The sequence below is a fragment of the Bradyrhizobium sp. USDA 372 genome (assembly GCF_053629095.1).
Genome location: NZ_JBRJHR010000001.1, coordinates 6,184,862 through 6,208,124 on the forward strand (window position 1 = coordinate 6,184,862; position 23,263 = coordinate 6,208,124).

At 64.9% G+C, this 23,263-nt stretch carries 22 protein-coding genes; 8 read left to right on the forward strand and 14 right to left on the reverse strand.

Features of this window, described 5'->3' with window-relative positions; genetic code table 11:
• Positions 1-115: 115 nt before the first annotated feature.
• From AB7M16_RS28875 to pqqA, 7 genes are all read right to left on the reverse strand, one after another.
• Positions 116-793: a hypothetical protein gene (locus tag AB7M16_RS28875; protein ID WP_439364097.1), complete on the reverse strand. Its 678-nt coding sequence runs from the start codon at positions 791-793 to the stop codon at positions 116-118.
• A 13-nt stretch (positions 794-806) separates the two neighbouring features.
• Entirely contained in the window at positions 807-1,793 is a 987-nt protein-coding gene (gene pip, locus AB7M16_RS28880; protein ID WP_453945833.1) for a prolyl aminopeptidase, read from the reverse strand.
• Positions 1,783-2,964, reverse strand: a complete 1,182-nt coding sequence (gene pqqE / locus AB7M16_RS28885) for a pyrroloquinoline quinone biosynthesis protein PqqE (protein ID WP_260382523.1) — start codon at positions 2,962-2,964, stop codon at positions 1,783-1,785. Before pqqE ends, pip begins: the two co-directional genes overlap by 11 nt.
• Positions 2,961-3,272, reverse strand: coding sequence for a pyrroloquinoline quinone biosynthesis peptide chaperone PqqD (gene pqqD, locus AB7M16_RS28890; RefSeq protein WP_260382524.1), 312 nt, complete (start codon positions 3,270-3,272; stop codon positions 2,961-2,963). The genes pqqE and pqqD overlap by 4 nt, the downstream gene beginning before the upstream one ends.
• 11 nt (positions 3,273-3,283) lie before the next feature.
• Complete coding sequence (gene pqqC, locus AB7M16_RS28895) at positions 3,284-4,039, reverse strand: pyrroloquinoline-quinone synthase PqqC (RefSeq protein ID WP_409241916.1); 756 nt, start codon at positions 4,037-4,039, stop codon at positions 3,284-3,286.
• Between the two features lie 20 nt (positions 4,040-4,059).
• Complete coding sequence (gene pqqB, locus AB7M16_RS28900; RefSeq protein ID WP_260382526.1) at positions 4,060-4,989, reverse strand: pyrroloquinoline quinone biosynthesis protein PqqB; 930 nt, start codon at positions 4,987-4,989, stop codon at positions 4,060-4,062.
• 128 nt (positions 4,990-5,117) lie between these two features.
• Positions 5,118-5,198, reverse strand: coding sequence for a pyrroloquinoline quinone precursor peptide PqqA (gene pqqA / locus AB7M16_RS28905; protein ID WP_007595659.1), 81 nt, complete (start codon positions 5,196-5,198; stop codon positions 5,118-5,120).
• 260 nt (positions 5,199-5,458) lie between these two features.
• Here pqqA and AB7M16_RS28910 point away from each other — a divergent pair, with 260 nt between their 5' ends.
• The 6 genes from AB7M16_RS28910 (at position 5,459) to AB7M16_RS28935 (ending at position 9,962) form a co-directional block, all read left to right on the forward strand.
• On the forward strand, positions 5,459-5,716 hold the full coding sequence (locus AB7M16_RS28910; RefSeq protein ID WP_025034417.1) for a DUF6894 family protein: 258 nt from the start codon (positions 5,459-5,461) through the stop codon (positions 5,714-5,716).
• Between the two features lie 231 nt (positions 5,717-5,947).
• Positions 5,948-7,348, forward strand: coding sequence for an amidase family protein (locus AB7M16_RS28915; RefSeq protein ID WP_453945836.1), 1,401 nt, complete (start codon positions 5,948-5,950; stop codon positions 7,346-7,348).
• A 2-nt stretch (positions 7,349-7,350) separates the two neighbouring features.
• Complete coding sequence (locus AB7M16_RS28920) at positions 7,351-7,827, forward strand: glutathione peroxidase (RefSeq protein ID WP_439364092.1); 477 nt, start codon at positions 7,351-7,353, stop codon at positions 7,825-7,827.
• Positions 7,828-7,838: 11 nt separating this feature from the next.
• A complete protein-coding gene (locus AB7M16_RS28925; RefSeq protein WP_029674077.1) occupies positions 7,839-8,081 on the forward strand; it encodes a DUF3297 family protein in 243 nt (80 codons plus the stop codon).
• Between the two features lie 199 nt (positions 8,082-8,280).
• On the forward strand, positions 8,281-9,450 hold the full coding sequence (gene tarD / locus AB7M16_RS28930; protein WP_453945839.1) for a D(-)-tartrate dehydratase: 1,170 nt from the start codon (positions 8,281-8,283) through the stop codon (positions 9,448-9,450).
• 224 nt (positions 9,451-9,674) lie between these two features.
• Positions 9,675-9,962, forward strand: a complete 288-nt coding sequence (locus tag AB7M16_RS28935) for a GIY-YIG nuclease family protein (protein ID WP_212254521.1) — start codon at positions 9,675-9,677, stop codon at positions 9,960-9,962.
• A 145-nt stretch (positions 9,963-10,107) separates the two neighbouring features.
• Here AB7M16_RS28935 and AB7M16_RS28940 read toward each other — a convergent pair whose 3' ends face one another.
• Complete coding sequence (locus AB7M16_RS28940; protein ID WP_271499723.1) at positions 10,108-11,460, reverse strand: malonyl-CoA decarboxylase; 1,353 nt, start codon at positions 11,458-11,460, stop codon at positions 10,108-10,110.
• A 289-nt stretch (positions 11,461-11,749) separates the two neighbouring features.
• Positions 11,750-12,550, reverse strand: a complete 801-nt coding sequence (locus AB7M16_RS28945) for an AraC family transcriptional regulator (RefSeq protein ID WP_212254523.1) — start codon at positions 12,548-12,550, stop codon at positions 11,750-11,752.
• A 61-nt stretch (positions 12,551-12,611) separates the two neighbouring features.
• On the opposite strand from AB7M16_RS28945, the gene AB7M16_RS28950 reads away from it, so the two are divergent.
• Complete coding sequence (locus AB7M16_RS28950; protein ID WP_453945841.1) at positions 12,612-13,784, forward strand: MFS transporter; 1,173 nt, start codon at positions 12,612-12,614, stop codon at positions 13,782-13,784.
• 302 nt (positions 13,785-14,086) lie between these two features.
• Here the strand turns inward: AB7M16_RS28950 and AB7M16_RS28955 are convergent, their stop codons facing one another.
• The 5 genes from AB7M16_RS28955 to AB7M16_RS28975 all read right to left on the reverse strand — a co-directional run bounded on the left by AB7M16_RS28955 (position 14,087) and on the right by AB7M16_RS28975 (position 22,042).
• Positions 14,087-17,239 (reverse strand): efflux RND transporter permease subunit, encoded by a 3,153-nt coding sequence (locus AB7M16_RS28955; protein ID WP_453945843.1) that lies wholly within the window; start codon positions 17,237-17,239, stop codon positions 14,087-14,089.
• A gap of 12 nt (positions 17,240-17,251) precedes the next feature.
• Positions 17,252-18,445: an efflux RND transporter periplasmic adaptor subunit gene (locus tag AB7M16_RS28960; RefSeq protein WP_025034426.1), complete on the reverse strand. Its 1,194-nt coding sequence runs from the start codon at positions 18,443-18,445 to the stop codon at positions 17,252-17,254.
• Between the two features lie 400 nt (positions 18,446-18,845).
• Positions 18,846-19,919 (reverse strand): hypothetical protein, encoded by a 1,074-nt coding sequence (locus AB7M16_RS28965; RefSeq protein ID WP_453945845.1) that lies wholly within the window; start codon positions 19,917-19,919, stop codon positions 18,846-18,848.
• A gap of 80 nt (positions 19,920-19,999) precedes the next feature.
• On the reverse strand, positions 20,000-21,490 hold the full coding sequence (locus AB7M16_RS28970; RefSeq protein ID WP_439364085.1) for an FAD-dependent oxidoreductase: 1,491 nt from the start codon (positions 21,488-21,490) through the stop codon (positions 20,000-20,002).
• A gap of 99 nt (positions 21,491-21,589) precedes the next feature.
• Positions 21,590-22,042 (reverse strand): cupin domain-containing protein, encoded by a 453-nt coding sequence (locus AB7M16_RS28975; protein WP_453945848.1) that lies wholly within the window; start codon positions 22,040-22,042, stop codon positions 21,590-21,592.
• Positions 22,043-22,229: 187 nt separating this feature from the next.
• Here AB7M16_RS28975 and AB7M16_RS28980 point away from each other — a divergent pair, with 187 nt between their 5' ends.
• Entirely contained in the window at positions 22,230-23,255 is a 1,026-nt protein-coding gene (locus AB7M16_RS28980) for an AraC family transcriptional regulator (protein ID WP_453945850.1), read from the forward strand.
• The last annotated feature ends 8 nt before the right edge of the window (positions 23,256-23,263 follow it).

Here is a 23,263-nt window from a genome sequence, read left to right on the forward strand (position 1 = left end):
TCATTGCGAGGAGCACTTGCGACGAGGCAATCCAGACTGCCTCTGCGGGAAGATTCTGGAATGCTTCGCTGCGCTCGCAATGACGGCGTTGGCGGCAGCGCAGCAATTTCCAACGTCAGCTCTGTGCGATGTCGCTCTTCGCGAGGTCCCACATCAGGCAGTAGGTGCCGACGGAGATGGGGAGCGGGAAGGGCGCCGCAGCCGGGCCGGTGAAGCGCTCGGCGATGACGGCGGAGACCGCATTGACATGTGTGCCGTCGATCAGGACGAACCAGTCGCGCGCGCCCTCGTTGCGCACCGCCGGAAGTCCCGCCGTTGCGCCCGACAATTCCGGCTCGGTTTCGAGCAGATGCATCGAGATGATGCCGTCGCATTTGTCCGGCACGAGCTTCTCTTGCAGTGCATCACGCCAGGGCGCGGCATTATCAGGCGTCGGCCGCAGCCGCACCACGCCGAGCGCAGTGCCGCGCCCGGTGCCCTCGCTGATGGTGATGCGCGCGACGACGCGCAGCATGTCCTGGAAGCGCGCCATGGTCTGCCGCGACCAGTCGGTCGGGCTCGCGAGGCGCGCCTTGTAAGCGGGGCCGTCGAGCACGTCGAGAGCCTCGGTCGAATACAGGCACAGATATTTGGGATTGGCGGCATGCGCGACATAGCGCCGCGCTTCGAGGAATCCATCGATCGCGACGCGCTCTTCCAGATGCTCGCGATCGTACCAGCGGTTGAAATCGGCTTCATCCGAAGCGTCGATGTTCATCGACGTCAGCAGCATGCCCTTTCCGGCGAGCGGCATTCTTCTTGTCCTCTCATCGCCCGATCTTCGACGCAAGGTCCGCGATCGACTTCATGACCGCATCCCTCACGCCGCCATCATAGAGCGAATGGCCGGCTTCTTCCACGATGCGAAGCTCGGAACCGGGCCAGACTTTCGCAAGGGCCTGGGAGGTCGCGGGAGGACACAGCAGGTCATAGCGACCCTGCACGATGATGCCGGGAATGCCGGCGAGTCTTCCCGCATTCTGCAGCAGCTGGTTCTCTGTCATGAAGCTGTCGTTGACGAAATAATGCGCTTCCATGAACGGCGTCGCCGGCAATGTGCGCCAGACGTTCAGCGCGGCGAGGTCGAGCCGCGTCCTTGCGGGCTTGTGCTCGGACAAGGTGCGCTCGGTGTCGTGCCAGGCCTTCGCCGCCGGGCCATGCACGGCAGAATCGGCATCGAGGATGCGGCGCCAATAGGCATCCACCGGCCGGTCGCGCTCCTCGGGCGGCAGCACGCTGAGGAAATCCTCGTACAGCGCCGGATGGAATTGCGACAGGCGCGAAGTGAAGGCGGTCTCGACCTCGGCCCGCGTGCCGAGAAACGTCGCGCGCAGCGCGATGCCCGAGACGCGCCCGGGATGCGCCTCTGCATAAGCCAGCGCCAGCGTCGCGCCCCAGGAGCCGCCGACCAATATCCACCGCTCGAAGCCGAATTTTTCGCGGATCGTCTCCATGTCCGCGATCAGATGCGCAATCGTGTTGTGCTCGCGCGATCCCTTGGGCCGGCTCCGGCCGCAGCCGCGCTGGTCGAACAGCACGGCGCAGAAACGGTCGGGATCGAACAGGCGGCGATGGTCCGGCTGACAGCCGCTGCCGGGCCCACCATGCAGGTAGACCGCAGGGATCCCGTCCGCGCGGCCGACACTTTCGACATAGAGCTCATGGCCGTCGCCGACGTCGAGCATGTCGGAGGTCAAGGGCGCAAAGGGATCGGTGCGTTTGGCCGCTGTGCCTGCGTCCGCGTCAGGCGTCATTCTCGGATTCCAGGGTGCCGCCGGCGAAGTTGCGGTAGAGGAAGCGGTTGGTTTCGCCCTCGGCCTCGGCTTCCGCCTGCTTGAAGATGGTCTCGTGCAGCGGCGACAGCGCGCAGGCCGGGTCGGTGTTGGCGGCATCCCCGGTCAGCGCGAAGGCCTGGCAGCGGCAGCCGCCGAAATCGATCTCGCGGAATTCGCAAGTCCTGCACGGCTCCTTCATCCAGCCGGTGCCGCGATAGCGGTTGAAGGCGTCCGAGTTCTGCCAGATCCAGGCGATCGAATGGTTGGAGCGCACCGATTCGAAATCGAGCCCGGTGATGCTCTCGGCGGCATGGCAGGGCAGCACCTTGCCGGCGGGCGAGATGTTGAAGAACTGCCGGCCCCAGCCGCCCATGCACTTCTTCGGCCGCAGCGCGTAATAATCCGGCACGACATAGTCGATCGTCAGCCGGCCCTTCAGCCGCTCGCGCGCCTCTTCGACAAGGCGGGTGCACTCATCTAACTGCGCGACCGTCGGCATCAAGGCGGCGCGGTTCTTCAGAGCCCAGCCGTAATATTGCACATTGGCGACCTCGAGCCGGTCGGCATCGAGATCAAGCGCCATCTGGATGATGTCCGGCAGCTGGTGCAGGTTCTGCCGGTGCATCACCGCGTTCACGGTGAGCGGCAGGTCGAGCTCGCGCGTCCATTTCGCGACCTCGAGCTTCTTGCGGTGAGCGTTCTTGTAGCCGGCGACACGATCGGCAAGGCCTTCCTCGATGCCCTGGAAGGAGATCTGCACATGGCAGAGCCCGGCATCTGCGAGATCGCTGAGCTTCTCGCGCGTCAGCAGCACGGCCGATGTGATCAGGTTGGTATAGAGCCCGGCGTCGCTGGCATGCTTGACCAGCTCGACCAGATCCTTCCGCGCCGTCGGCTCGCCGCCGGAGAAATGCACCTGGAGCACGCCGATCTCGGCGAGCTCGCTCAGCACCTTCTTCCACTCGTCGGTGGTCAGCTCCTTGCCGGAGCGGTCGAGCTCGACCGGGTTGGAGCAATAGGGGCATTGCAGCGGGCAGCGATGGGTGATCTCGAGCAGCACCGCGAGCGGAATGCCGAACGTCTCCGCCGTCGAGCGCTGCTTCTCCAGCACCGCGAGGCTGTCGCTGGGCGGGATGGTCACGTCGCTCATGACGTCTTCTCCCTGATCTCGGTGAGAAAGCCCTTGTCGGCGAGATCCTGCAGCATGACGATGACGTCGGCGAGGATCGCTTCGCGCGGCGCGGCGTATTTCGCGGCCAATTGATTGGCGACGTCGCCGACATTGCGCTCGCCGTTGCAGAGCTGCAAGACCTCGACCGCGATCTCGTCCGGCGCCAGCACCCGCTCCGGCGCCAGGATCACCCAGACCTTCCGCGTCTCGTCATATCTGAGCTTGGCATGCCGCGGCAGCACGGGGCGGCTTGCCTCGCTGACGCTGATGTTCCGCGGCCCGGCCATTGCTGTTCCTCTTAACTCGCTTTGGGCACGAACGCGCCCGGCGGAATGTGGCCCTCGACATAGGCATGCTGGAGCGCATCCAGCTGCACCCATAGCACGTTGGTCTTGAAGATCAGCGCGTTGCAGACCTGCGCGCGCTGCTCCGGCGTCGTGGCGTGCCTCTTGACATAGTCTAGCGCGAAATTGGCATCGCGCGGCGCCTGGGTCAGGCGGCGCTTGAAGTAGCTCATGATGTCGGGGTTGACGAAATCATAGTGCTCCAGCATGCCGGCGATGCGCTCTTCATGCAGGTTCGGCGCGAACAGCTCGGTCAGCGAGGAGGCGATCGCCTCCAGCGGGCTTTTTTCGCGGCAGAAGTGGACATAGGCCTCCACCGCAAAGCGCGTCGCCGGCAAGATGCCTTCGGTGGATTCGACGTATGCGGTGTCGAGCCCGAGCCCTTCGGTCAGCTTGATCCAGCGCTCGATGCCGCCTTCACTGCCGACATCGCCGTCATGATCCTCGATGCGATGGCGCCATTCCAGGCGCGTGGCGCGGTCGCGGAACCGCGAAATCACCACCGCGTCCTTGATCGGGATCGTGCTCTGGTAATAGTAGCGGTTGAGCGCCCAGGCCTGCACCTGGCCCTTGTTCAGCTTGCCGCCATGCAGCAGCTTATGGAACGGATGCAGGCTGTGATAGCGCGTGGCGCCGATGTGGCGCAGCGTCGCCTCCAGCTCCTCGGCCGAGTTGAGCCTCAAATCCTTGCCGATCGAGAGCGCGGTCATTCCAGTTAGTGATGCGGCGTTCACAACACGATCTCCGTTCCATCCGCGGGTATCTGCCAGCCCGCCTCCTCAGTGATCTTGCGCTCGGGAGAGCCGGGCAGCAGCGCCGGATTCGAGTTGTTGATATGCAGAAACAGCTTCCTGTCGATATTGAGGTCGGCCAGCCGCGCAATGGCGCCGTCCTCGCCGGACATCGAGACATGGCCCATGCTCTTGCCGGTCTTGTAGCCTAGCCCGGCTTTGATCATTTCGTCGTCCTGCCAGACCGTGCCGTCGAAGAACACCAGTGCAGCGCCGTCGATCTCGGCCTTGAGCGCGTCGGTCACCTCGGCGCAGGCCGCGATGAAGTAGAAGAACTTGCCGGTGGCCTTGTCGGTGACCTTCAGGCCCAGTGTGTCGCCGTCGCCGCTCACCCCGCCCGGATGCACCTTGCCTTCGAGATACCAGGCCGACTTGCCCGGCACGGCAAAGGGCAGCACCTCGAGCCCTGAGCGGGTGCCGTCCGGCAGCCGCGGCTCGAACGGCTCGCGGATCGCGATCGGCTGGCGCCGCACGTTCTTCTCGTTCAGCACGTTGAAGATGCTGTTGCTGGCAAGGATCGCCAGCACCTTCTCGTGCGCATACACCGTAAACGGCGAGCCCTCGCGCATCGACAGCAGGCCTGCCACGGCATCGACTTCGCTGTTGGTCAAAATCACGCCCGCAACCGGCGTGTGGCGCAGCGCGCCCGCCTTGGGATGCAGCTGCGGCGTGGCAATCAATTGCTGGCGAAGATCGGGCGAGGCGTTGATCAGGAACCAGTGCTCGCCGTCGCCGCTGAAGGCGACCGAGGCCTGGGTTCGAAAGAGCTCATGTCCATTCGCACGAGCCGCGCGGCAGCCTTCGCAACCGCAATTCCACTGCGGAACTCCGCCGCCGGCCCCGGCGCCCAGGACGACGACGCGAAGCATGATCCGTCTCCTGGAGGCGAATTCGCGAGGTGGATCTCAGGCCGAGACCGTTTCGGACAAGGTTTCTGTCTGCCGGAAACGTATCGTGACCAAGAACCACCTGCGCAGAACGCGATCTTGCCAGCCGCTTACTTGCGGGTGGCGCTCACATACATGTTGATTTCCATGCCGCAGGGCACTTCGACGATCTTCGGGGCTTTCCAGGCCATTTGGCTCTCCATTTTTCGCAAATTCGGACGCATCCGCCCGCAGATAAATTAGTGCGGGCGGAAAACTTCGCCAGTGAAATTTTCCCGACCTAGGTAGTAGGCTGAGGAATGTTGCACTGCAAAGATGGCGTATTGCGGCCGCAAAGATGAGCGGATCAGATACGCAAAATTGCCGATAGGTCGTGATCCCTGTCGGGATAAACCAGTTGTGAGTATGGACCGGCTTCTCATCGGCGACAGACGACCCCATTGGATCAGGCATGCCCAGATATTTCTTCAACACCCGCATCGGCGACGAACTGATCGTGGATCCTGACGGCGAGGACCTGCGCAACCCCGATCGCGCCTGGGAGGTCGCGCGCCAGATGATCCTCGAGGTCGTGAAGTCGGAAGGAACCCAGCCTGCGCTGCTGGAGGCGGTCATCGAGGTCACCGATTCCGACGGCGAGATCGTGCTGGAGTTTCCCTTCACCGAGGCGCTGCTCGACATGCCGGACCAGTCCGCGACACGGCATTAGCCGGACGCGACGCGGCGAGAGAAGCCCGCGCCCCCTCAACGTCATTGCGAGGAGCCCTTGCGACGAAGCAATCCAGACTGCCTCCACGGCGGCAGTCTGGATTGCTTCCGCCTTCGCCAAGGCTTCGGCGGACAAGTCGCTGCGCTCGCAATGACTGAGGTACCCCCGCGAAATCCGCATGGCTTTGCCCCGTTCCCGGCGCTAAAAGACGCCGGTCATACGGAGTAAGCCATGCAAGATCTCTGGCGCCTGTCGGCCGCCGACCTCGCCACCCTCGTCAAATCCCGGAAAGTCTCCGCCAGGGAGGCCGCCAAGGCCGGTCTCGCGCGGCTCGATGCCGTCAATCCCCAGCTCAACGCCGTGATCGACCACCGGCCGGAGGACGTGCTCAAGCAGGCCGATGCCGTCGATGGCGCCATTGCCAGGGGCGAGGACCCCGGCGTTCTCGCTGGCGTGCCCGTCACCATCAAGGCCAATGTCGACCAGGAAGGCTTTGCCACCACCAATGGCCTCAAGCTGCAGCGCGACCTGATCGCGCGCGAGGACAATCCGGTCGTCGCGAATTTCCGCAAAGCCGGCGCCATCCTGCTCGGCCGCACCAATTGCCCGGCCTTCTCCTACCGCTGGTTCACTACCAATCTGGTCCACGGCGACACCAAGAACCCCCGTGACGCTTCGCTGACGCCGGGCGGCTCCTCCGGCGGCGCCGGCTCGGCGGTCGCGGCCGGTATCGGCCACATCGCCCACGGCACCGACATCGCCGGCTCGATCCGCTATCCCGCCTATGCCTGCGGAGTGCACGGATTGCGCCCGACGCTCGGCCGCATTCCCGCCTTCAACCCGGCGCTGCCGGAGCGACCGATCGGGCCGCAGATCATGGCGGTGTCGGGCCCGCTGGCGCGCACGGTCAATGATCTCAGGATTTCACTCGAGGCGATGGCGGCCCGCGACATCCGCGATCCCTGGTTCGCGCCGGTGCCGCTGCAAGGCCCCACTCGGGACAAGCGCGCCGCGCTCTGCCTCAATCCGGGCGGTCTTGCCACCGCGCCGGAGGTGAAGGCGGCGGTGAGCGATGCCGGCAAGCGGCTGGAGCGCGCCGGCTGGACCGTCGATGTGATCGAGGACACTCCTCCGATGCGCGAGGCGGTCGAGTGGCAGATCAAGCTCTGGCTCGGCGACGGCTATGAGGCGCAGCTGGAGATGGCCGAGCGCGAGGGCGATCCCGGCGCGCTGGCCTGTCTGCGCGGCAACCGCAATCGAGTTACGCCGATGGACCAGGCCAATTACGCCAAGGCGCTGACCCGGCGCGCCACGCTGACCCGCGAGTGGATGCTGTTCTTCGAAAAATACGCCGTGCTGCTGACGCCGGTCTCGGGCGAATTGCCGTTCCCGGATCATCTCGACCGCAAGGACGAGGACTCCTTCAAGCGCGTCTGGGAAGCGCAGCTGCCGCAGATCGCGATCCCCTTCATGGGACTGCCGGGCCTCGTGGTCTCCACAGGTCTCGTCGGCAAGGCGCCGGTCGGCGTGCACATCGTGTCGGGGCGTTATCGCGAGGATTTGTGCCTGCTCGCGGGCGAAGCGATCGAGGCCGGCGGCGTGCCGCCGTCGCCGATCGATCCCGTGGGCTAACGATGACGGCCATCTACGACTTCAAGGCCAACTCGCTCGCCGGCGAGGAGGTCCCGATGCGACGTTTCGAGGGGCAGGTGCTCTTGATCGTCAACACTGCGAGCAAATGCGGCTTCACGCCGCAATATCGCGGCCTGGAGGAGCTCTATCGCGATCTCTCGCCGCGCGGCTTCTCGGTGCTCGGCTTTCCCTGCAACCAATTCGGCGCGCAGGAGCCGGGGCAGGCGAGCGAGATCCAGGAATTCTGCTCGACCCATTACGACGTCACCTTTCCCCTGTTCGAGAAGATCGACGTCAACGGGCCGAAGGCGCATCCCTTGTACGAGTACCTGAAACGTCAGCAATCCGGGCTTCTCGGCGCCGCCATCAAATGGAATTTCACCAAATTCCTGGTGAACCGTGAGGGCCGCGTGGTCGCGCGCTACGCGCCGACCGCCCGGCCCGAAGGTTTGCGCAACCAGATCGAAACACTGTTGTGAGCGAGACAATCATGAGCGACGAATTTCCGGACCGCCTGTCGGTCGACCCGAACAGCCCTTATTACAACGCGGACATTCTGGCGCGCGATGTCGGCATCCGATTCAAGGGCATCGAGAAGACCAATGTCGAGGAGTACTGCATCAGCGAAGGCTGGGTCCGCGTCACCGCAGGCAACGCCAAGGACCGCCACGGCAATCCGCTGACCATCAAGGTGCACGGTCCGGTAGAGCCGTATTTCAGGGATAAGAAATAAGCCACTGTCATTCCGGGGCGTGCGATAGCGCGAACCCGGAATCTCGAGAGTCCCCGGTGCGCTATTGCGGGGAACGCACACTCTCTCCTCGTCATTGCGAGGAGCCCTTGCGACGAAGCAATCCAGACTGTCTCCGCGGATACGTCTCCGGATTGCTTCGCTTCGCTCGCAATGACAAAAACAACCAAAGGCCACCGCCATGTCCGTCCGCATCGTCGACGTCCGCGAAATTACAAAGCCGATCTCATCGCCGATCCGCAACGCCTATATCGACTTCACCAAGATGACGACCAGCCTCGTTGCCGTCGTCACCGACGTCGTCCGCGACGGCAAGCGCGTCGTCGGCTATGGCTTCAACTCCAACGGCCGCTACGGGCAGGGCGGCCTGATCCGCGAGCGCTTTGCCGCGCGCATCACGGAGGCCGATCCGAAATCGCTGCTCAACGCCGCCGGCGACAATCTCGATCCCGACAAGGTCTGGGCCGCAATGATGACCAACGAGAAGCCGGGCGGTCACGGCGAGCGCTCGGTCGCGGTCGGCACCATCGACATGGCGGTGTGGGATGCGGTGGCGAAGATCGCGGGCAAGCCGCTGTTCCGTCTGCTCGCCGAACGCCACGGCGTCGAAGCCAATCCGCGCGTCTTCGTCTACGCGGCCGGCGGCTATTATTATCCCGGCAAGGATCTCTCGATGCTCCGGGCTGAGATGCGCGGCTATCTCGACCGCGGCTACAACGTCGTGAAGATGAAGATCGGCGGCGCTGATATCGACGAAGACCGCACCCGCATCGAGGCGGTGCTGAAGGAGATCGGCAAGGACGCGCAGCTCGCCGTCGACGCCAACGGCCGCTTCAACCTGGAAACCGCCATCGCCTACGCCAAGATGCTCCGCGACTATCCCTTGTTCTGGTACGAGGAGGCCGGCGATCCCCTCGACTACGCGCTGCAGGCCGCGCTCGCCGAGTTCTATCCAGGCCCGATGGCGACCGGCGAGAACCTGTTCAGCCACCAGGACGCCCGCAACCTGATCCGCTACGGCGGCATGCGCCCCGACCGCGACTGGCTGCAATTCGACTGCGCGTTGTCCTACGGCCTGTGCGAATACCAGCGCACGCTGGAGGTGCTGAAGACCCATGGCTGGTCCCCCAGCCGCTGCATCCCGCATGGCGGCCACCAGATGTCGCTTAACATCGCCGCCGGCCTCGGCTTGGGCGGCAACGAAAGCTACCCCGACCTGTTCCAGCCCTATGGCGGCTTCCCCGACGGCGTCCGCGTCGAGAACGGCCACATCACCATGCCCGAGCTTGCAGGCATCGGCTTCGAAGGCAAGTCGGATCTCTACAAGGAGATGAAGGCGCTGGCGGAGTAGGGGTGTCGTTGGAGCGCGACGTCCGCGCCACACACTCCGTCATTGCGAGCGCAGCGACTTGTCCGCCGAAGCCTTGGCGAAGGCGGAAGCAATCCAGAGTCTTTCCGCGAAGACAGTCTGGATTGCTTCGTCGCAAGAGCTCCTGGCAATGACGCTGTGGCGGAAGTCTCGTGATCATCTCTTGGTTGTGCTATCGTCAAAGCTGTCCTCAGCCGAGTACGATCATGAAGCAACCCTGCGTGTACATGTTCGCCAATCGTCGCAACGGAACGATCTACACGGGTGTTACCTCCAATCCGCCGCGCCGCGCGTTCGAGCATCGCGAGGGATTGGTCAAGGGCTTTTCCTCAAAGTACGGCTGCAAGCTTCTCGTCTGGTACGAGCTGCACGCCACCATGACCGACGCGATTGTGCGCGAGAAGCAGATCAAGGGCGGCAGTCGGGCCAATAAGCTTGCCCTAATCGAGAGCCTCAATCCGAATTGGGACGATTTGTACGAGACGCTGATCTGACTCTAGAGGATGTGCTGGCAGTTGGCTGCCACACACTCCGTCATTGCGAGCGCAGCGAAGCAATCCAGAGTCTTTCCGCGGAGACAGTCTGGATTGCTTCGTCGCAAGGGCTCCTCGCAATGACGATGTGGTAAGCGTCCGCCCCTTACGACAGCCGCATGTCCAGCAGCCTTCGCCCTTCACCCTTCAGCAGCTTCTTCACCGCGCTGGACGCCACGACCTCGCCGTCATTCGCATAGGCCTCGTGGTTCTTCTCGATGTCGTCGAGGCGGTAGAGGTAGTTGACCATGACGCCGGCGGACTCGCGCAGGCCCTTGGGCGAGAGGTCGCCCAGCCAGTTGATGCGCTCCAGCCGCGCGCCGTTGCCGAGATGGAAGCGGGCGACGGAATCGATCAGCTTGCCCTTCGGCGTGCGCGCCTTGAGGAAATAGTGCGCCGCGAGCGGCTCCAGCACGGCGCGGAGCAGCGCCGCCGTCTCCGGGCTTTCGAACCATTTGGGATCGTCGAGGCGCTTGAGCACCTCGCGGTCCTCGTCCGACAGCGGCAAATCCCTGTCCTGCTTCACCCAGGCCATGAAGCCGGGCACCGGCGACAGCGTGACGAAGGTGTCGAGCTTCGGTAGCTCGCGGCGCAGCTCTTCCACCACCTGCTTGATCAGGAAGCTGCCGAAGGAGATACCGCCCAGGCCGCGCTGGGTGTTGGAGATCGAATAGAACACGGCGGTGCGCGCGCGCTCGATCGGCAGATGCTGGCGGTCGACCGCGAGCAGGGGCTGGATCGCGCCGGGGATCGTCTCGGTCAGCGCCACCTCGACGAAGATCAAGGGCTCATCCACCATCGCGGGATGGAAGAAGGCGTAGCAGCGCCGGTCGACCGGATCGATGCGGCGGCGCAAATCGTCCCAGTCCGAGATCTCGTGCACGGCTTCATAGCGGATGATCTTTTCGAGGATGTTGGCCGGGGTCGACCAGTCGATCCTGCGCAGCACGAGAAACCCCCTGTTGAACCACGAAGAGAGAAGATGCGAGACGTCGCGGTCGAGCGCGGCGAGATCGGTGTGCCCGTTCATCATGCCGAGCAGATCGGCGCGCATGTTGACGAGATCGCCGGTACCGCCCGGCGCGCGGTTGAGGCGGCGGATCAGCTCCTGCCGCCGCGGCTCGGAGGCGAAGTGCAGGGCGCTGGCATCCTCGTCGCTCGGCTTGGCGCGCCATTGCTCGATGGCCTTGGACAATCGTTCCCGGTCGGGTCCGAAAAAACGTACCAGTCCTTCGAAGAAGGTGCGGCGTCCCTCCGCATCCAGCTCCTGATAGAGATCGAGCACCTCGCGCGCCATGGCTGTGCCGGATGCTTCGCCGCGGCCGGACAGCAGCGCGCCGCAAAGCTCGAGCAGTCCATCGGCATCCCGTTTGGTATTCGAGGCGTCCCCCCGGCGAAGCAACGTGCGGCCGCGCTCGGAGATGGTGGCAAGCAGGTCGGAGAAGAAGGCGTTGGCCATCTGGGCTTTCGTATCGGGTCGGTGTGATGCGGGAGCTTACACGGGATTTGGGTGCAAGCCGATCACAATCAAGCAGGCGAATGCGGCATCTTTCGTTGGGCCGTGCGTTTGGAGAATGGCGCTATGCCTGCGAGGGCGGGGGATCCGGTGAGAGTTGGGAAGGGGTAGCTCCCTCAAACACCGTCATTGCGAGCGCAGCGAAGCAATCCAGAATCCCTCCGCCGAGAGAGTCTGGATTGCTTCGTCGCAAGGGCTCCTCGCAATGACGGGGTGGAAGCGCACGGCTGCCTCACCCCTTCCCCGCAAACTCCGTCGGCGTCCGTCCCGTCACCTGGCGGAACGCGGCCGAGAACGCCGGCACGCTGGCATAGCCGAGCTGGGTCGCGAGCTGCTTCACCGACACGCTCGCATCCGTTGATATCCGCTCGATCGCCGCTGCAATCCTCGCGCGCTGGCACCAGCTCTTGAAGCTCAGCTGCGTCTCGCTCGAAAACAGCCGCGACAGCGTACGCCCGGAGGTTCCGACCTCGCGCGCCAGCGTGTCGATGTCGTGCAGGCCGGTGGGATCGTCGAGCACGATCATCGCGGCGCGGCGGCAGCGTGGCTCTCGGGGCAGCGGCACGAAGGTCGCGGAATCCTCGGCCTGCTGCAGTTCCAGCATCACCAGGCGCACCAGCAGCTCGGTGCGCTCCTCGGTGCTGCGCCCGTCGAACAGGGCGAGGATCGCCTGATTGAGCAGCGGCGATACCCGCACGACGAATTCCCGGGACAGGCCGTCATAGCGCTGCTCGCGTTCCAGCCAGGGCAGGTCGAAATAGAGCGTGCGCATTTCGATGTCGGCGAGCAGGTCGATGGCATGCTGGAGCCCGGCCGGCACCCAGACCGCGCGGTCCGGCGGCACCAGCCAGCGTCCCCCTGGTGTCGTCACCTGCATCGTGCCCTTCGCTGCATAGATCAGCTGCGCCTCGCGGTGCATGTGCAGATCGATCCGCATCCCCTTGGGATAATCGCGAGCGACCAGATGCACGCCCGCGGGCGAGCGGTGGTTGCTCCGGACCTCCCGCAGGATTGGCGTTTCCAAGACAGTCATTGGCAGCATCCCGTCATGGCGAGGACATATAACTCATTTCGGAGCAGGAGAGGATTCGGGAATGAACAGCCCCAGCCGGGTCATCGGTTTCGTCAATGCCGGCCATTTCATCGACCATTATTCGATGCTGATCTTCGCCGCCGCTGTCATCATCATGGGCCCGGCGCTCGGCATGGCCTATTCGGAACTGTTGCCTTACGCGACGCCGGGCTTCGTCGCCTTCGGCGCCGGCTCGCTGCTCACCGGCTGGCTCGGCGATCGCTGGAGCCGCCGCCACATGATGCTGATCTTCTTCGTCGGCATCGGCCTCTCCATGATCGCGGTCGGCTTCGTGCAAACGCAGGTCCAGCTCGGCGCGGCGCTGCTCGCGATCGGCATCTTTGCCTCGATCTATCACCCCGTCGGCACCGCCATGATCGTGTCCTATGCCGACCGCCTCGGCCGCGAAATGGGCATCAACGGCGTCTGGGGCAATCTCGGCGTGGCCTCGTCGGCCCTGGTCACCGGCGTGATCGGCCAATATCTCGGCTGGCGCTTCGCCTTCATCGTTCCCGGCGTGGTCACGGTCCTGATCGGAATCGCCTTCGCGCTGGGCGTCGTGCACGAGGACCGCAAGGGCTCGAAGCAGGCCGCAGCGCAGGCGCGGGTGGCCAAACGGGACATGTGGCGCGTGATCCTGGCGCTGTTGATCGTGGTGATCGCGATCTCCACGACCTTCAACGCCGTGACCGTCGCGCTGCCAAAGCTGTTCGCCGAGCGCCTTGCCGACCTGACCAGGAGCCCGGCGCTGCTCGGCGTCATCGCCGCCGGCGTCTACGTGTTCGGCGCGATGACGCAGTACACGATCGGCCGGCTGCTCGACCGCTATTCGCTGAAGACGGTGGCGCTGCCGCTGTCCTTCATGCTGGCGCCATTCCTGTATCTGGCCGCGAGCCTGTCCAACCTGCCGTTGATCGTCGTCTCGATCGGCATCGTCATGGGCGCGTTCGGGCAGGTCACGGTGAACGATGCCATGGTCGGCAAATACACCACGGAAGAGTGGCGCTCGCGCGCCTATGCCGTGCGCTATTTCGTCGGCTTCACCGCGGCCGGCGCCTCCGTCGGTCTGGTCGCCTGGCTCTACGAGCAGGGCGGCTTCGTCACCATGCTGCACGCCTTCGCCGCCCTCTGCCTGCTCGCCATCGCCGCCGCGCTGATCCTGCCGCGCGAGATCCGCACGCCGCAGACGCTCTGAGCCGAACTCTCTCCACTCGTCATTGCGAGGAGCCCTTGCGACGAAGCAATCCAGAATCCCTCCACGGAGCCAGTCTGGATTGCTTCCGCCTTCGCCAAGGCTTCGGCGGACAAGTCGCTGCGCTCGCAATGACGAGGGGCGCGCGGCCGATCGCTCATTCGCCGATGATGCCATTCTGCCAGTGTTTTGCCCGACGGAGCAAGTCGATTCGGCAAGACCGAAATTTTCGTAAGCCTTTCAACCCCATCCCTACTGTGCATGGGGTTGTTTTCGCACTTTTGTTTCGAGCGGACCAAAAGCAGCTAAGGCTTCACCTCCGCCACCGCCTTCACCGCCTTCTTGCTCGCCCGCCAGTTCTCGAAGCGCTGCACCACCACGAAGAACGCCGGCACGAACAGCACCGCGAGGCAGGTCGAGGCCAGCATGCCCGAGAACACCGTGATGCCGATCGACTTGCGCGCGCTGGCGCCGGCGCCGGTCGCGAGCACCAGCGGCACAACGCCGAGGATGAAGGCGAACGAGGTCATCAGGATCGGCCGGAAGCGGGCACGCGCCGCTTCGATCGCGGACTCCAGGATCGGCTTGCCGTCGCGGCCGTGCAGCTCGAGCCCGACCTCGACGATCAGGATCGCGTTCTTCGCCGACAGCGCGATGAGCAGGATCAAGCCGATCTGGCAATAGAGGTTGTTGTCGATCTTGAGGGCGGAGAGGATCAGCATCGGCCCGAGCAGCGACAGCGGCACGGCGAGGATCACCGAGATCGGCGCATACCAGCTCTCGTACTGGCCGGCGAGCACGAGATAGACCAGCAGCATGGCGAGCCCGAACACCCAGTAGATCTGGTTGCTGACCGCCTTCTCCTGATAGGACATCGCGGTCCATTCATAGCCGGTGCCCGGCGGCAGCGTCTTGTCCGCGATCTCCTCCATCAGCTTCAGCGACTGGCCGGAGGAGTAGCCCTGCGCCGGCAGGCCGATCACGGTCGAGGACGGATAGAGGTTGTAGAGGCTGATCAGCGACGGACCCGTGGCCGGCGTGATCTTGGCGACGGTGCCGATCGGGATCATGTCGCCGTTCGAGTTGCGCACCTGCATGTTGGCGATGTCGCGCTCGGTGACGCGGAACGCCGGATCGGCCTGGGTGTAGACCTGGAACACGCGGCCGAACTTGTTGAACTGGTTGACATAGGACGAGCCGAGATAGGTCGACAGCGCCGAGAACACCTGATCCGTCGTCACGTGCAGCGTCTGGGTCTTGACGCGGTCGATCTCGACGTTGAATTGCGGCACCGACGAGCGGAACGAGGACTGCACGCGCTGCAGCGCGCTCTGGCTCTGGCCATTGCTGACCATCGCGCCGGTGATGGCCTGCAGCTTGGCGAAATCGCTGTTGCCGTCGCGCAGCTCGACCTGCATCGAGAAGCCGGCGGCGTTGCCGATGCCCTGGATCGGCGGCGGCGGCAGCACGATGGTGCGGGCCTCCATGATGGCCGCGAGCTTGTCGTTGAGGCCAAAGACCAGCGAGCGCAGATCCTCGCCTGGCCCTTTGCGGGCGTCCCAGTCCTTCAGGATGATGTAGGCGACGCCGGCATTGGCGAGGCTGGCGCTGTTGTCGAGCGCGGAGATGCCGGCGATGGTGATGACCTGCGCCACGCCGGGCGTGTCCTTGATCAGCCCGCTCGCTTTGTCGAGCACGGCCTGCGTCCGCTCCAGCGCGGCGCCGTCGGGCAGCTGCACGGCGGCGATCAGATAGCCCTGGTCCTCGATCGGCAGGAAGCCGGTCGGCACCCGCGACAGGCCGTAGCCGCTGGCTGCGATGACCAGCAGCGCGAACGCGACCGAGATGGTGGCGTGCTTCACCAGAAACGTGATCAGCCTGGTGTAGCCGCGCTCGACGCGGTTGTAGACCGCATTGAAACCCCGATAGAAGAAATTGCGCTGCTCCGGCGGCACCGCCGGCCGCAGCCACAGCGCACATTGCGTCGGCTTCAAGGTGGCCGCGTTGATGGCGGAGAGCAGCGCGGTGGCAGCGATCACCAGCGCGAATTGCGAGTAGATGCGTCCCGTCAGTCCTGCGAGGAACGAGGCCGGCAAAAACACCGAGATCAGCACCAGCGTGATGCCGACGATCGGCGCGAACAGCTGGTCCATGGCACGGATCGCGGCGTCGTGGCCGTTCATGCCCTGCTCGATGTTGTGGGCGGCGCCTTCGACCACGACGATGGCGTCGTCGACCACGATGCCGATTGCAAGCACGATCGCAAACAGCGTCGACATGTTGATGGTGAAGCCGAGCGCCGCCATCGCGGCGAACGCGCCGATGATGGTGACGGGCACGGTCGTCGCCGGCACCAGCATCGCGCGCCAGTCCTGCAGGAAGACGAGGATCACGACCAGCACCAGCAAGCCGGCCTCGATCAAGGTCATGTAGACCTCGTGCACCGAGGCTTCGACGAACTTGGTGGTGTCGAACGGCGTGTCGTACTTGATGCCTTCGGGGAAGCGCTTGGCGAGCTCGGCCATCTTCTTCTCGACGGCCTGCTCGACCTGGAGCGCGTTGGCGCCGGGCGACTGGAACACGCCGATGCCGGTGGCCGGCTGCTTGTTGAGCGAGAAGATCTGGCTGTAGGTCTGCGCGCCGAGCTCGACCCAGCCGACGTCGCGCACCCGCGTGACGTCGCCGCTCGAGCCTGTCTTGACGATGATGTTCTCGAACTGGCCGGCGTCGTCGAGCCGTCCGTTGACGTTGAGCGTGTACTGGAACGCTTGTCCCGGCGGCGTCGGCGGCGCGCCGACCTGGCCGGCGGAGACCTGCTGGCTCTGCTGCTGGATTGCGTTGATGACGTCCTGCGGCACCAGGCCCCGCACCTGCAGCTTGTTGGGATCGAGCCAGATCCGCATCGAATATTGGCCGGCGCCGAACACGGTGACGTTGCCGACGCCGGGCAGGCGCGAGAGCTCGTCGCGGATGTTGATGGTGGCGTAGTTGCTCAGGTAAAGGCTGTCGTACCTCGCATCCGGCGAGGTCAGCGTCACGAACAACAGGATCGAGGTCGACCGCTTCTGCACGGTGACGCCTTGGTTCTGCACGGCTTGCGGCAATTGCGACAGCGCGCTGGAGACACGGTTCTGCACCAGCACCTGCGCGAAGTTGAGGTCGGTGCCGATCTTGAAGGTGACGGTCAGCGTGTAGGTGCCGTCGGAGCCGCTGTAGGACTGCATGTACAGCATGTCCTCGACGCCGTTGACCTGCTGCTCGATCGGCAGCGCCACGGTGTCGATCACGGTCTTGGCGCTGGCGCCGGGATAGCGCGTGGTGACCTGCACGGTCGGCGGCACCACATCGGGATATTGCGCGATGGCGAGGTTGAACAGCGCGACGCCGCCGATCAGGATCATCAGGAGCGCGATGACGTTGGAGAGGACCGGCCGCTCGATGAAGAACTTTGAGATCATGGCTGGCCGCCCCTACTTGCTCGAGGCCTGCGACTGCTCGATCTTCGTCATCTGCGGATCGATCTTCTGGCCCGGGATGACGCGCAAGAGCCCCGCGGTCACGACGCGGTCCTCCGGCTTCAGGCCGCTTTCGATCACGCGCAGCCCGTTGTCGACCGGGCCGATCTGCACCTTGCGCTGCTCGACGACGTTGTCGCTGTTGACCACCAGCAGATAGCGGCCGCCCTGGTCGCTCCCGAGCGCGGTGTCGGGAACGAGGAGCGCGCTCTTCTCCTGGTCGAAGGGCACGCGGACGCGGACGAAATAGCCGGGCAGCAGCACCCGCTTGTCGTTGGGGACGAGGCCGCGCACCGCCAGCGTGCCGGTCGATTGATTGAGGGTCGGCGAGACGTAGTCGAGCTTGCCCTCATGCGGATAGCCGGTCTCGGTCTGCAGCCCGACTTGAATCGGGAATTGCTTCATATCCGTGGGCGTCAGTCCGCGGCGGGCCGCCTCGGCGCGGATGCGCAGCACGTCCTGCTCGTTGACGGTGAAGTTCACATAGATCGGGTCCATCGCGACGATGGTGGCGAGCTGGGTCGGCGAGGAGACGCCGACCAGTTCGCCGACCGAGACCATGTGCGCGCTGACGACGCCATCGAACGGCGCGGTCACCCTGGTGTAGCCGTAATTGACCTCGGCCAGCCTCGTATTGACCTGGGCCTGCTGGAGGTTGGCCTGGGCGTTGTCGCGGGTCGATGTCGAGGTGTCGAGGGTGGACTGCGATACCGCCTGGCGCTGCACGAGCTCGACCTGCCGCTTGTAATCGGCTTCGGTCTGCTTGACCGTGGCCTGCGCGCCGACCTCCGCGGCCTTCGCCTGCTCGACCTTGAGCTTGTAGGTCTCAGGCTCGATCGTGAACAGCTGGGTGCCCTGCTTGACGAACGTGCCGTCCTGATAGTCGATCGTTTGCAGAAAGCCCTGCACGCGCGCGACGAGATCGACGCTCTTGATCGGCGCCGTGTTGCCGGTGGCCTCGACGTAGCGCGTCACCGGGCGCTGCACCGGCGTCGCGACGTCCACCTTGGGCGGCGGCGGCGCCACGAACGTGTTCTTGTCCTCGCAGCCGGCGAGCATGATCACGGCGGTCGCGGCGGAAAGGACCTGCCCGATACGCGTCCACGCTTCTTTGCGTCGTGCGGGAGAGGTGGGATTCGCGCGCGTCATTCGGTGGTCCCCGATTGCTGTCTGTCGGTGCGGCAGGCTACCAACAAATGCGCGGCCGCGAAACACCATAGCCATGGCGGTCACAGGTCTTGCACTGCAAACGGCGGCGTGCCCTTTGGCAGATTTATTTACGACAAATCGCTTTTATCTGTCGGAACGATTCGCCGATCCGGACGGAGTAATGGTCCCGGCGGGAGCGGAGCGAAGCAATCCGGGATCGTTCCGCGGTGGAAGCCTGGATTGCTTCGTCGCAAGGGCTCCTCGCAATGACGGCGGAGGTGTGCGAGGGCGCGCCGCGCGCTCCGTCATTGCGAGCGAAGCGAAGCAATCCAGAGTCTGTCCGCGGAGGCACTCTGGGTCGCTTGCCCGCAAAGCCTTGGCGCGGCGTTCGACCGCCTCCTCAGCGGCCCCTGATCTCCGCGTATTTCGCCATCGCCTTCTCGAACTTGCGGTTGAACAGCCACATCGCAGCGAGGATCTCGCGGTAGCTTGCCGAGGTTTTCGCCCGGTCGGCCCGTCCGAAGGCAAAGATGCTGTTGTTGCGCAGGTGCTTCATGATCGTGGGGCTGGAAACCCCATAGTTCAGGAGATCGCCCGATTTGAGTGCGGACCGCGTCGGGGTGGGAACGATCTGGATCAGCTCGAACAGCTTCATCTGGTCGATCGGGTCGGGCAGCGTCTTCACGATTTTCGGGATCTCACGAAACAGATCGGCGTGCGCGTTCATCAGGCCGTCGCGCACATTGGTCCAGTGGTTGAAGCGGTGATCTGTGCCGCGGGCGCGCGCCTCCTCCTTGTCGTCGCGTGCGCTCAGGTGCGGATCGATCGCGGCGATGTCGCCCTTGATGGCCTCCCATTTCCGCCTGCCGTTGCGGTCTTCGGAGGGGCCGGTCTGGAAGCTGCCCATATAGGTGTTCGAGCGCGCATTGCGGACATTCTGCTTGCCGTTGGTCTCCGCAAAGAACAACCCGAGGCTGATCCGCCCGGCAGCTTCGGCATGTTCGGGGGCGAGGCCCTTGGCGCGCGCAATCGCAACGGCAAGATCGACGACGTCCCTGAATGGTGTCGGCGAGCTCTGCGCGCTCGCAGGCGGCGCCTCCATGAGGTCGAACAGCCTGCCGTATTCGTCGACCAGCGGCTCGATCTCGGCATCGAAATAGGCCGGAGGAATCTCGAACTTGTTCGGCCGGCCGATCCGCGACGGCATGACGTCGGTGAGGTCCTTGTAAGCACTGATCACAGCGACGCGTGCGAGATAGAGCGCCTGTCCCGGCAGGTTCGGCAGCGGCTCCTTCGCCTCGATCTGGCGCCGCCGCTCGGCGAGGATGGATTTGAAGCCGCCGAGCGCGCGCTCGTAAGCCGCGAGCGCCTCCGATTGCTGTGGCGTCGGCGCCGCCTTCTGCGCAACGGTGGGCGCCGCGACGAGGAAGGCAACAGCCGCAAGGGCCGCGGCGGCAAGTCGTCTCGATCCCATGGCCGATCCTATGGCTGGTTCCCGTCGATTCGATAACCAGCGAGATCGTAAACCGGACGCGAGCTGCCGCAATTCTCCTCTCACGCCGCCCGGTAATCCGGCGCCGTCGCCAGGAACTTGGCGTAAGCATCCGCATCCGGCGGCTGGAAGCGCCCCGCGAGCCCGCCGCGCTTCTGCTGCTTCGTGCCGATGTCAGCCATCAACTCGTCGAAATGGCGGTAGTGATAGGGCGCAACGCAGAGGCCGCCATAGACGCCCGCGGCCGGGCGCTCGACACGCTTGAAGTGCAGCATCATCTCGATGTTGTCGCGCATCGCCTGAGCGGTCGGCTGGTTGGCGAGCTGGCCGTCGGCATAACGCACCAGCCAGTTGGCCGCGAGGTCGGCGCACAGCACGGTGCAGAACGAGGAGTTGAAGCCGACGAAGCCGAGCTCGGGCAGATCAGGATTGGCGATCAGGCGATAGAGCCGGTACTGCCCGTCGGCATCGACCAGCTTCGCTTGATAGGCCTCGGGCAGGAACGGCACGCCGAGCTTGTAGCCAATCGCGAGCACCGCGACGTCGGCGCCCACGCGTTCGCCGCCGCTCATCACGATGCTGTCGCCCTCATAATGGTCGAACGTGCCGAACACGGCCTTGATGCGGCCGTCGGCGACCATCGGATAGAAGCCCGGCGTTGCGATCGGAACCGAGCAGTTGACGCCGTCCTCGATCCGCTCCTTCGGCACCATGTTGCAGCGGCCGAGCTTGAGCTGCGCCTTCAGCAGGCTTTCCAGCCCGCGCCAGTTGGCCCAGACCAGCGGCGCGGCGATGCGATGCGCGAGCCGCCCCATCGCGCCGATGCCCCAGCCCGGAAACATCTCCTCCTGCGCGCGGATGTAGAGGATGCGCTTGAAGTTCACGAGACCGCCGATGAAATAGGGAATGCGCCAGACCGGCTCGCGCATCACGATCGTGACCTCGCGCGCGCCTGACTTCACCGCGTTCACGGCGATGTCGGTCGCGGACTTCGAGCCGCCGAGCACGACGACGCGGCGTCCTTTCGCCAACGTCGGATCGCCGTATTTCGACGAGTGCAGGATCTGGCCGCCCTGCGCCAGAAAGCCGTTCTCCCCAGGGCAATGCAGCTCGCGCGGCTCGTTGAATTGCCCGGTGCAGACCGCGACGAAATCGAAATCCTCGTTCGTGCCCGTGCCGTTCTTGTCCTTCAAGGCCAGTGTCCATCCCGGTCTGCCGTCGGCACGGCGCGCCATGCCGGCGACTTCGGTGTTGAGCCGCAGCATGTGGTCGAGGCCGAAGCTTTTGGCATAATTGGCGAGATAAGCGTGCACCTGCGGCCCGGTCGGCCATTCCGGATAGGCGTCCGGCATGGCGCGGTCGGTGTAGCGGTAGAGCTCCTTCGGGCTCTGGGTCTGCACCTCTGGGTAGGAGCGCGCCGGCTCCCAGACGCCGCCGAGATCCGAGCTGCGCTCGACGATGGTGACGCGGTGGCCACGGGTGGAGAATGCTTTCGCGGCGGCAAGGCCGGAGACACCGGCGCCGATCACGCAGACATGTTTTGGGCTGACCATGGGATTGCTCGGTGTGTTTGGCGCGCAAGCGACCGCGTTCGGCCGCAAGGCGCGGCCGGCCGGGCTGCGAGCAGATGGAAGCGGAGGAAGCGGCGACGGCTAGTCGTTGGCCTCGGGCGGCAGGAAGTCGACCTCATGCAGCGCCGAGATGCGCACGACTTCCGCGGGGTCGGTCAGATTGTGCAGCTGGTTGAACAGCGCCTCCAGCTTCTGCATCGGCGAGACCCAGAACAGCGCCCGGCACGGCTTGTCGGACTTGTTGAAATAGCCGTGCGGAATGCCGCGGGGCATTCGCACGAGGTCGCCGGCATGGGCCTTGACCCATTGACCGTCGAGCTTGAGATCGAGCGTGCCTTCCTGCACCAGGATGAACTCGTCCTGGGTCGGGTGGATGTGCACCGGCACGAACTGGCCGGGATCGCTGTTGGTTTCGAATGCGAAGGTGGAATCGGTCACGGCCTTGGGTGGGAAATAGACCTGGCCGAGGATGTTCCAGCTCTTGCCGCCATAGCCCGTGCCGTTGGCGGTAATGCCTTTTTCGAGTGCAGTCATGGCTTGCTCCTCATGGATTCCGGCGGGGACGGAGCATCGGCCGGGGACGGGCCGCCTGTCTATCCGCTAAACGAATCCGGAGCGCCTGTTGCCGTGCAGCACGATGATTTTGCGAGTTGCGCCCCTTTTCGCGCCCGCGGAACTATTATAGGCTTAAAGTAATTCCGGGCGCGAAGCATGGTCGACGATGTCCGCAGCCGAGCTGGAAATGAGCGCAACAGCCTCTGCAGCCGAACGGCTTGCGGCTTTCGCCCGCGTCACCACGGACGACGTCGACGAGGCGGCCGAGCAGATCGGGCGCATCTTCTGCCCGCATGATCTCAGGCCGACGAAGGCGCGGGCGGCCGGCTTCTCGGCCCGACACAATTGCGCGGGCTTCGACCGCTTTTCCATTAATTACGTCGCCTATGGCGGATCGGTCAGCATCGATCCCGGCTGCCTCGAGCGCTTCTTCCTGGTGCAGGTCCCGCTCGCGGGCAGCGCCCGCATTCGTGCCGGTCATCGCGAGCTCGATGCGGCGCCGGGCCGGACGGCATCGCTGCTATCGCCGACCATTCCGACCCGGATGATGTGGAGCGATTGCGCACAGGCGATCCTGCTGCTCGACCGCCGCATGGTCGAGCAGCGCGCCGCGGCCTTGTCGGGCAGGGCGACCGGCGCGGTCGAGTTCGATCCGGTAATCGAGCTCGATGCGCCGTCGGGGCGGGCCCTGCAGGCCCGGCTCGCCGAACTGATGACGCTCGCCGAGCGTCTCGGGCCATCGGGCCGACTGTCGCCGGTCGCGATGGCCGATCGGCGCGAAGTGCTTCTCGATCATCTCCTCAACGGGCAGCGGCATAGCCACTCGGATGCGATTGAAACCTTCTCGGGCCAGGCCGAGCGCCTGCCGCGCGCGCTCCGCGCCGCACGCGACCATCTGGCCGACAATGCCGGCGAGCCGCTCGATCTCGCGCAGCTCGCCTGCGCCTCCGGCATCGGCATCCGCGCGCTGCAGCTCGGCTTCCGCCGTCACTTCGGCCTGTCGATCTCGCAGATGTTGCTCGACATGCGCCTCGCCGGCCTTAACGCGCGCCTCGCGCAGGCCGCCCCCGATGCCTCCATCACCGAGATCGCGTTCGATCTCGGCTTCACCCATCTCGGCCGCATGGCCGGCGCCTACCGCGAAAAGTTCGGCGAGACGCCATCGGCGACGCTGCGCCGAAGGATGAGCTAGCGCGGACG

Excerpts from the sequence above, each read along its gene's own strand:
- AB7M16_RS28875 (WP_439364097.1), bottom strand. The coding sequence starts at position 793 with ATGCCGCTCGCCGGAAAGGGCATGCTGCTGACGTCGATGAACATCGAC.
- pip (WP_453945833.1), bottom strand. The coding sequence starts at position 1,793 with ATGACGCCTGACGCGGACGCAGGCACAGCGGCCAAACGCACCGATCCC.
- pqqE (WP_260382523.1), bottom strand. The coding sequence starts at position 2,964 with ATGAGCGACGTGACCATCCCGCCCAGCGACAGCCTCGCGGTGCTGGAG.
- pqqD (WP_260382524.1), bottom strand. The coding sequence starts at position 3,272 with ATGGCCGGGCCGCGGAACATCAGCGTCAGCGAGGCAAGCCGCCCCGTG.
- pqqC (WP_409241916.1), bottom strand. The coding sequence starts at position 4,039 with ATGACCGCGCTCTCGATCGGCAAGGATTTGAGGCTCAACTCGGCCGAG.
- pqqB (WP_260382526.1), bottom strand. The coding sequence starts at position 4,989 with ATGCTTCGCGTCGTCGTCCTGGGCGCCGGGGCCGGCGGCGGAGTTCCG.
- pqqA (WP_007595659.1), bottom strand. The coding sequence starts at position 5,198 with ATGGCCTGGAAAGCCCCGAAGATCGTCGAAGTGCCCTGCGGCATGGAA.
- AB7M16_RS28910 (WP_025034417.1), top strand. The coding sequence starts at position 5,459 with ATGCCCAGATATTTCTTCAACACCCGCATCGGCGACGAACTGATCGTG.
- AB7M16_RS28915 (WP_453945836.1), top strand. The coding sequence starts at position 5,948 with ATGCAAGATCTCTGGCGCCTGTCGGCCGCCGACCTCGCCACCCTCGTC.
- AB7M16_RS28920 (WP_439364092.1), top strand. The coding sequence starts at position 7,351 with ATGACGGCCATCTACGACTTCAAGGCCAACTCGCTCGCCGGCGAGGAG.
- AB7M16_RS28925 (WP_029674077.1), top strand. The coding sequence starts at position 7,839 with ATGAGCGACGAATTTCCGGACCGCCTGTCGGTCGACCCGAACAGCCCT.
- tarD (WP_453945839.1), top strand. The coding sequence starts at position 8,281 with ATGTCCGTCCGCATCGTCGACGTCCGCGAAATTACAAAGCCGATCTCA.
- AB7M16_RS28935 (WP_212254521.1), top strand. The coding sequence starts at position 9,675 with ATGAAGCAACCCTGCGTGTACATGTTCGCCAATCGTCGCAACGGAACG.
- AB7M16_RS28940 (WP_271499723.1), bottom strand. The coding sequence starts at position 11,460 with ATGGCCAACGCCTTCTTCTCCGACCTGCTTGCCACCATCTCCGAGCGC.
- AB7M16_RS28945 (WP_212254523.1), bottom strand. The coding sequence starts at position 12,550 with ATGACTGTCTTGGAAACGCCAATCCTGCGGGAGGTCCGGAGCAACCAC.
- AB7M16_RS28950 (WP_453945841.1), top strand. The coding sequence starts at position 12,612 with ATGAACAGCCCCAGCCGGGTCATCGGTTTCGTCAATGCCGGCCATTTC.
- AB7M16_RS28955 (WP_453945843.1), bottom strand. The coding sequence starts at position 17,239 with ATGATCTCAAAGTTCTTCATCGAGCGGCCGGTCCTCTCCAACGTCATC.
- AB7M16_RS28960 (WP_025034426.1), bottom strand. The coding sequence starts at position 18,445 with ATGACGCGCGCGAATCCCACCTCTCCCGCACGACGCAAAGAAGCGTGG.
- AB7M16_RS28965 (WP_453945845.1), bottom strand. The coding sequence starts at position 19,919 with ATGGGATCGAGACGACTTGCCGCCGCGGCCCTTGCGGCTGTTGCCTTC.
- AB7M16_RS28970 (WP_439364085.1), bottom strand. The coding sequence starts at position 21,490 with ATGGTCAGCCCAAAACATGTCTGCGTGATCGGCGCCGGTGTCTCCGGC.
- AB7M16_RS28975 (WP_453945848.1), bottom strand. The coding sequence starts at position 22,042 with ATGACTGCACTCGAAAAAGGCATTACCGCCAACGGCACGGGCTATGGC.
- AB7M16_RS28980 (WP_453945850.1), top strand. The coding sequence starts at position 22,230 with ATGTCCGCAGCCGAGCTGGAAATGAGCGCAACAGCCTCTGCAGCCGAA.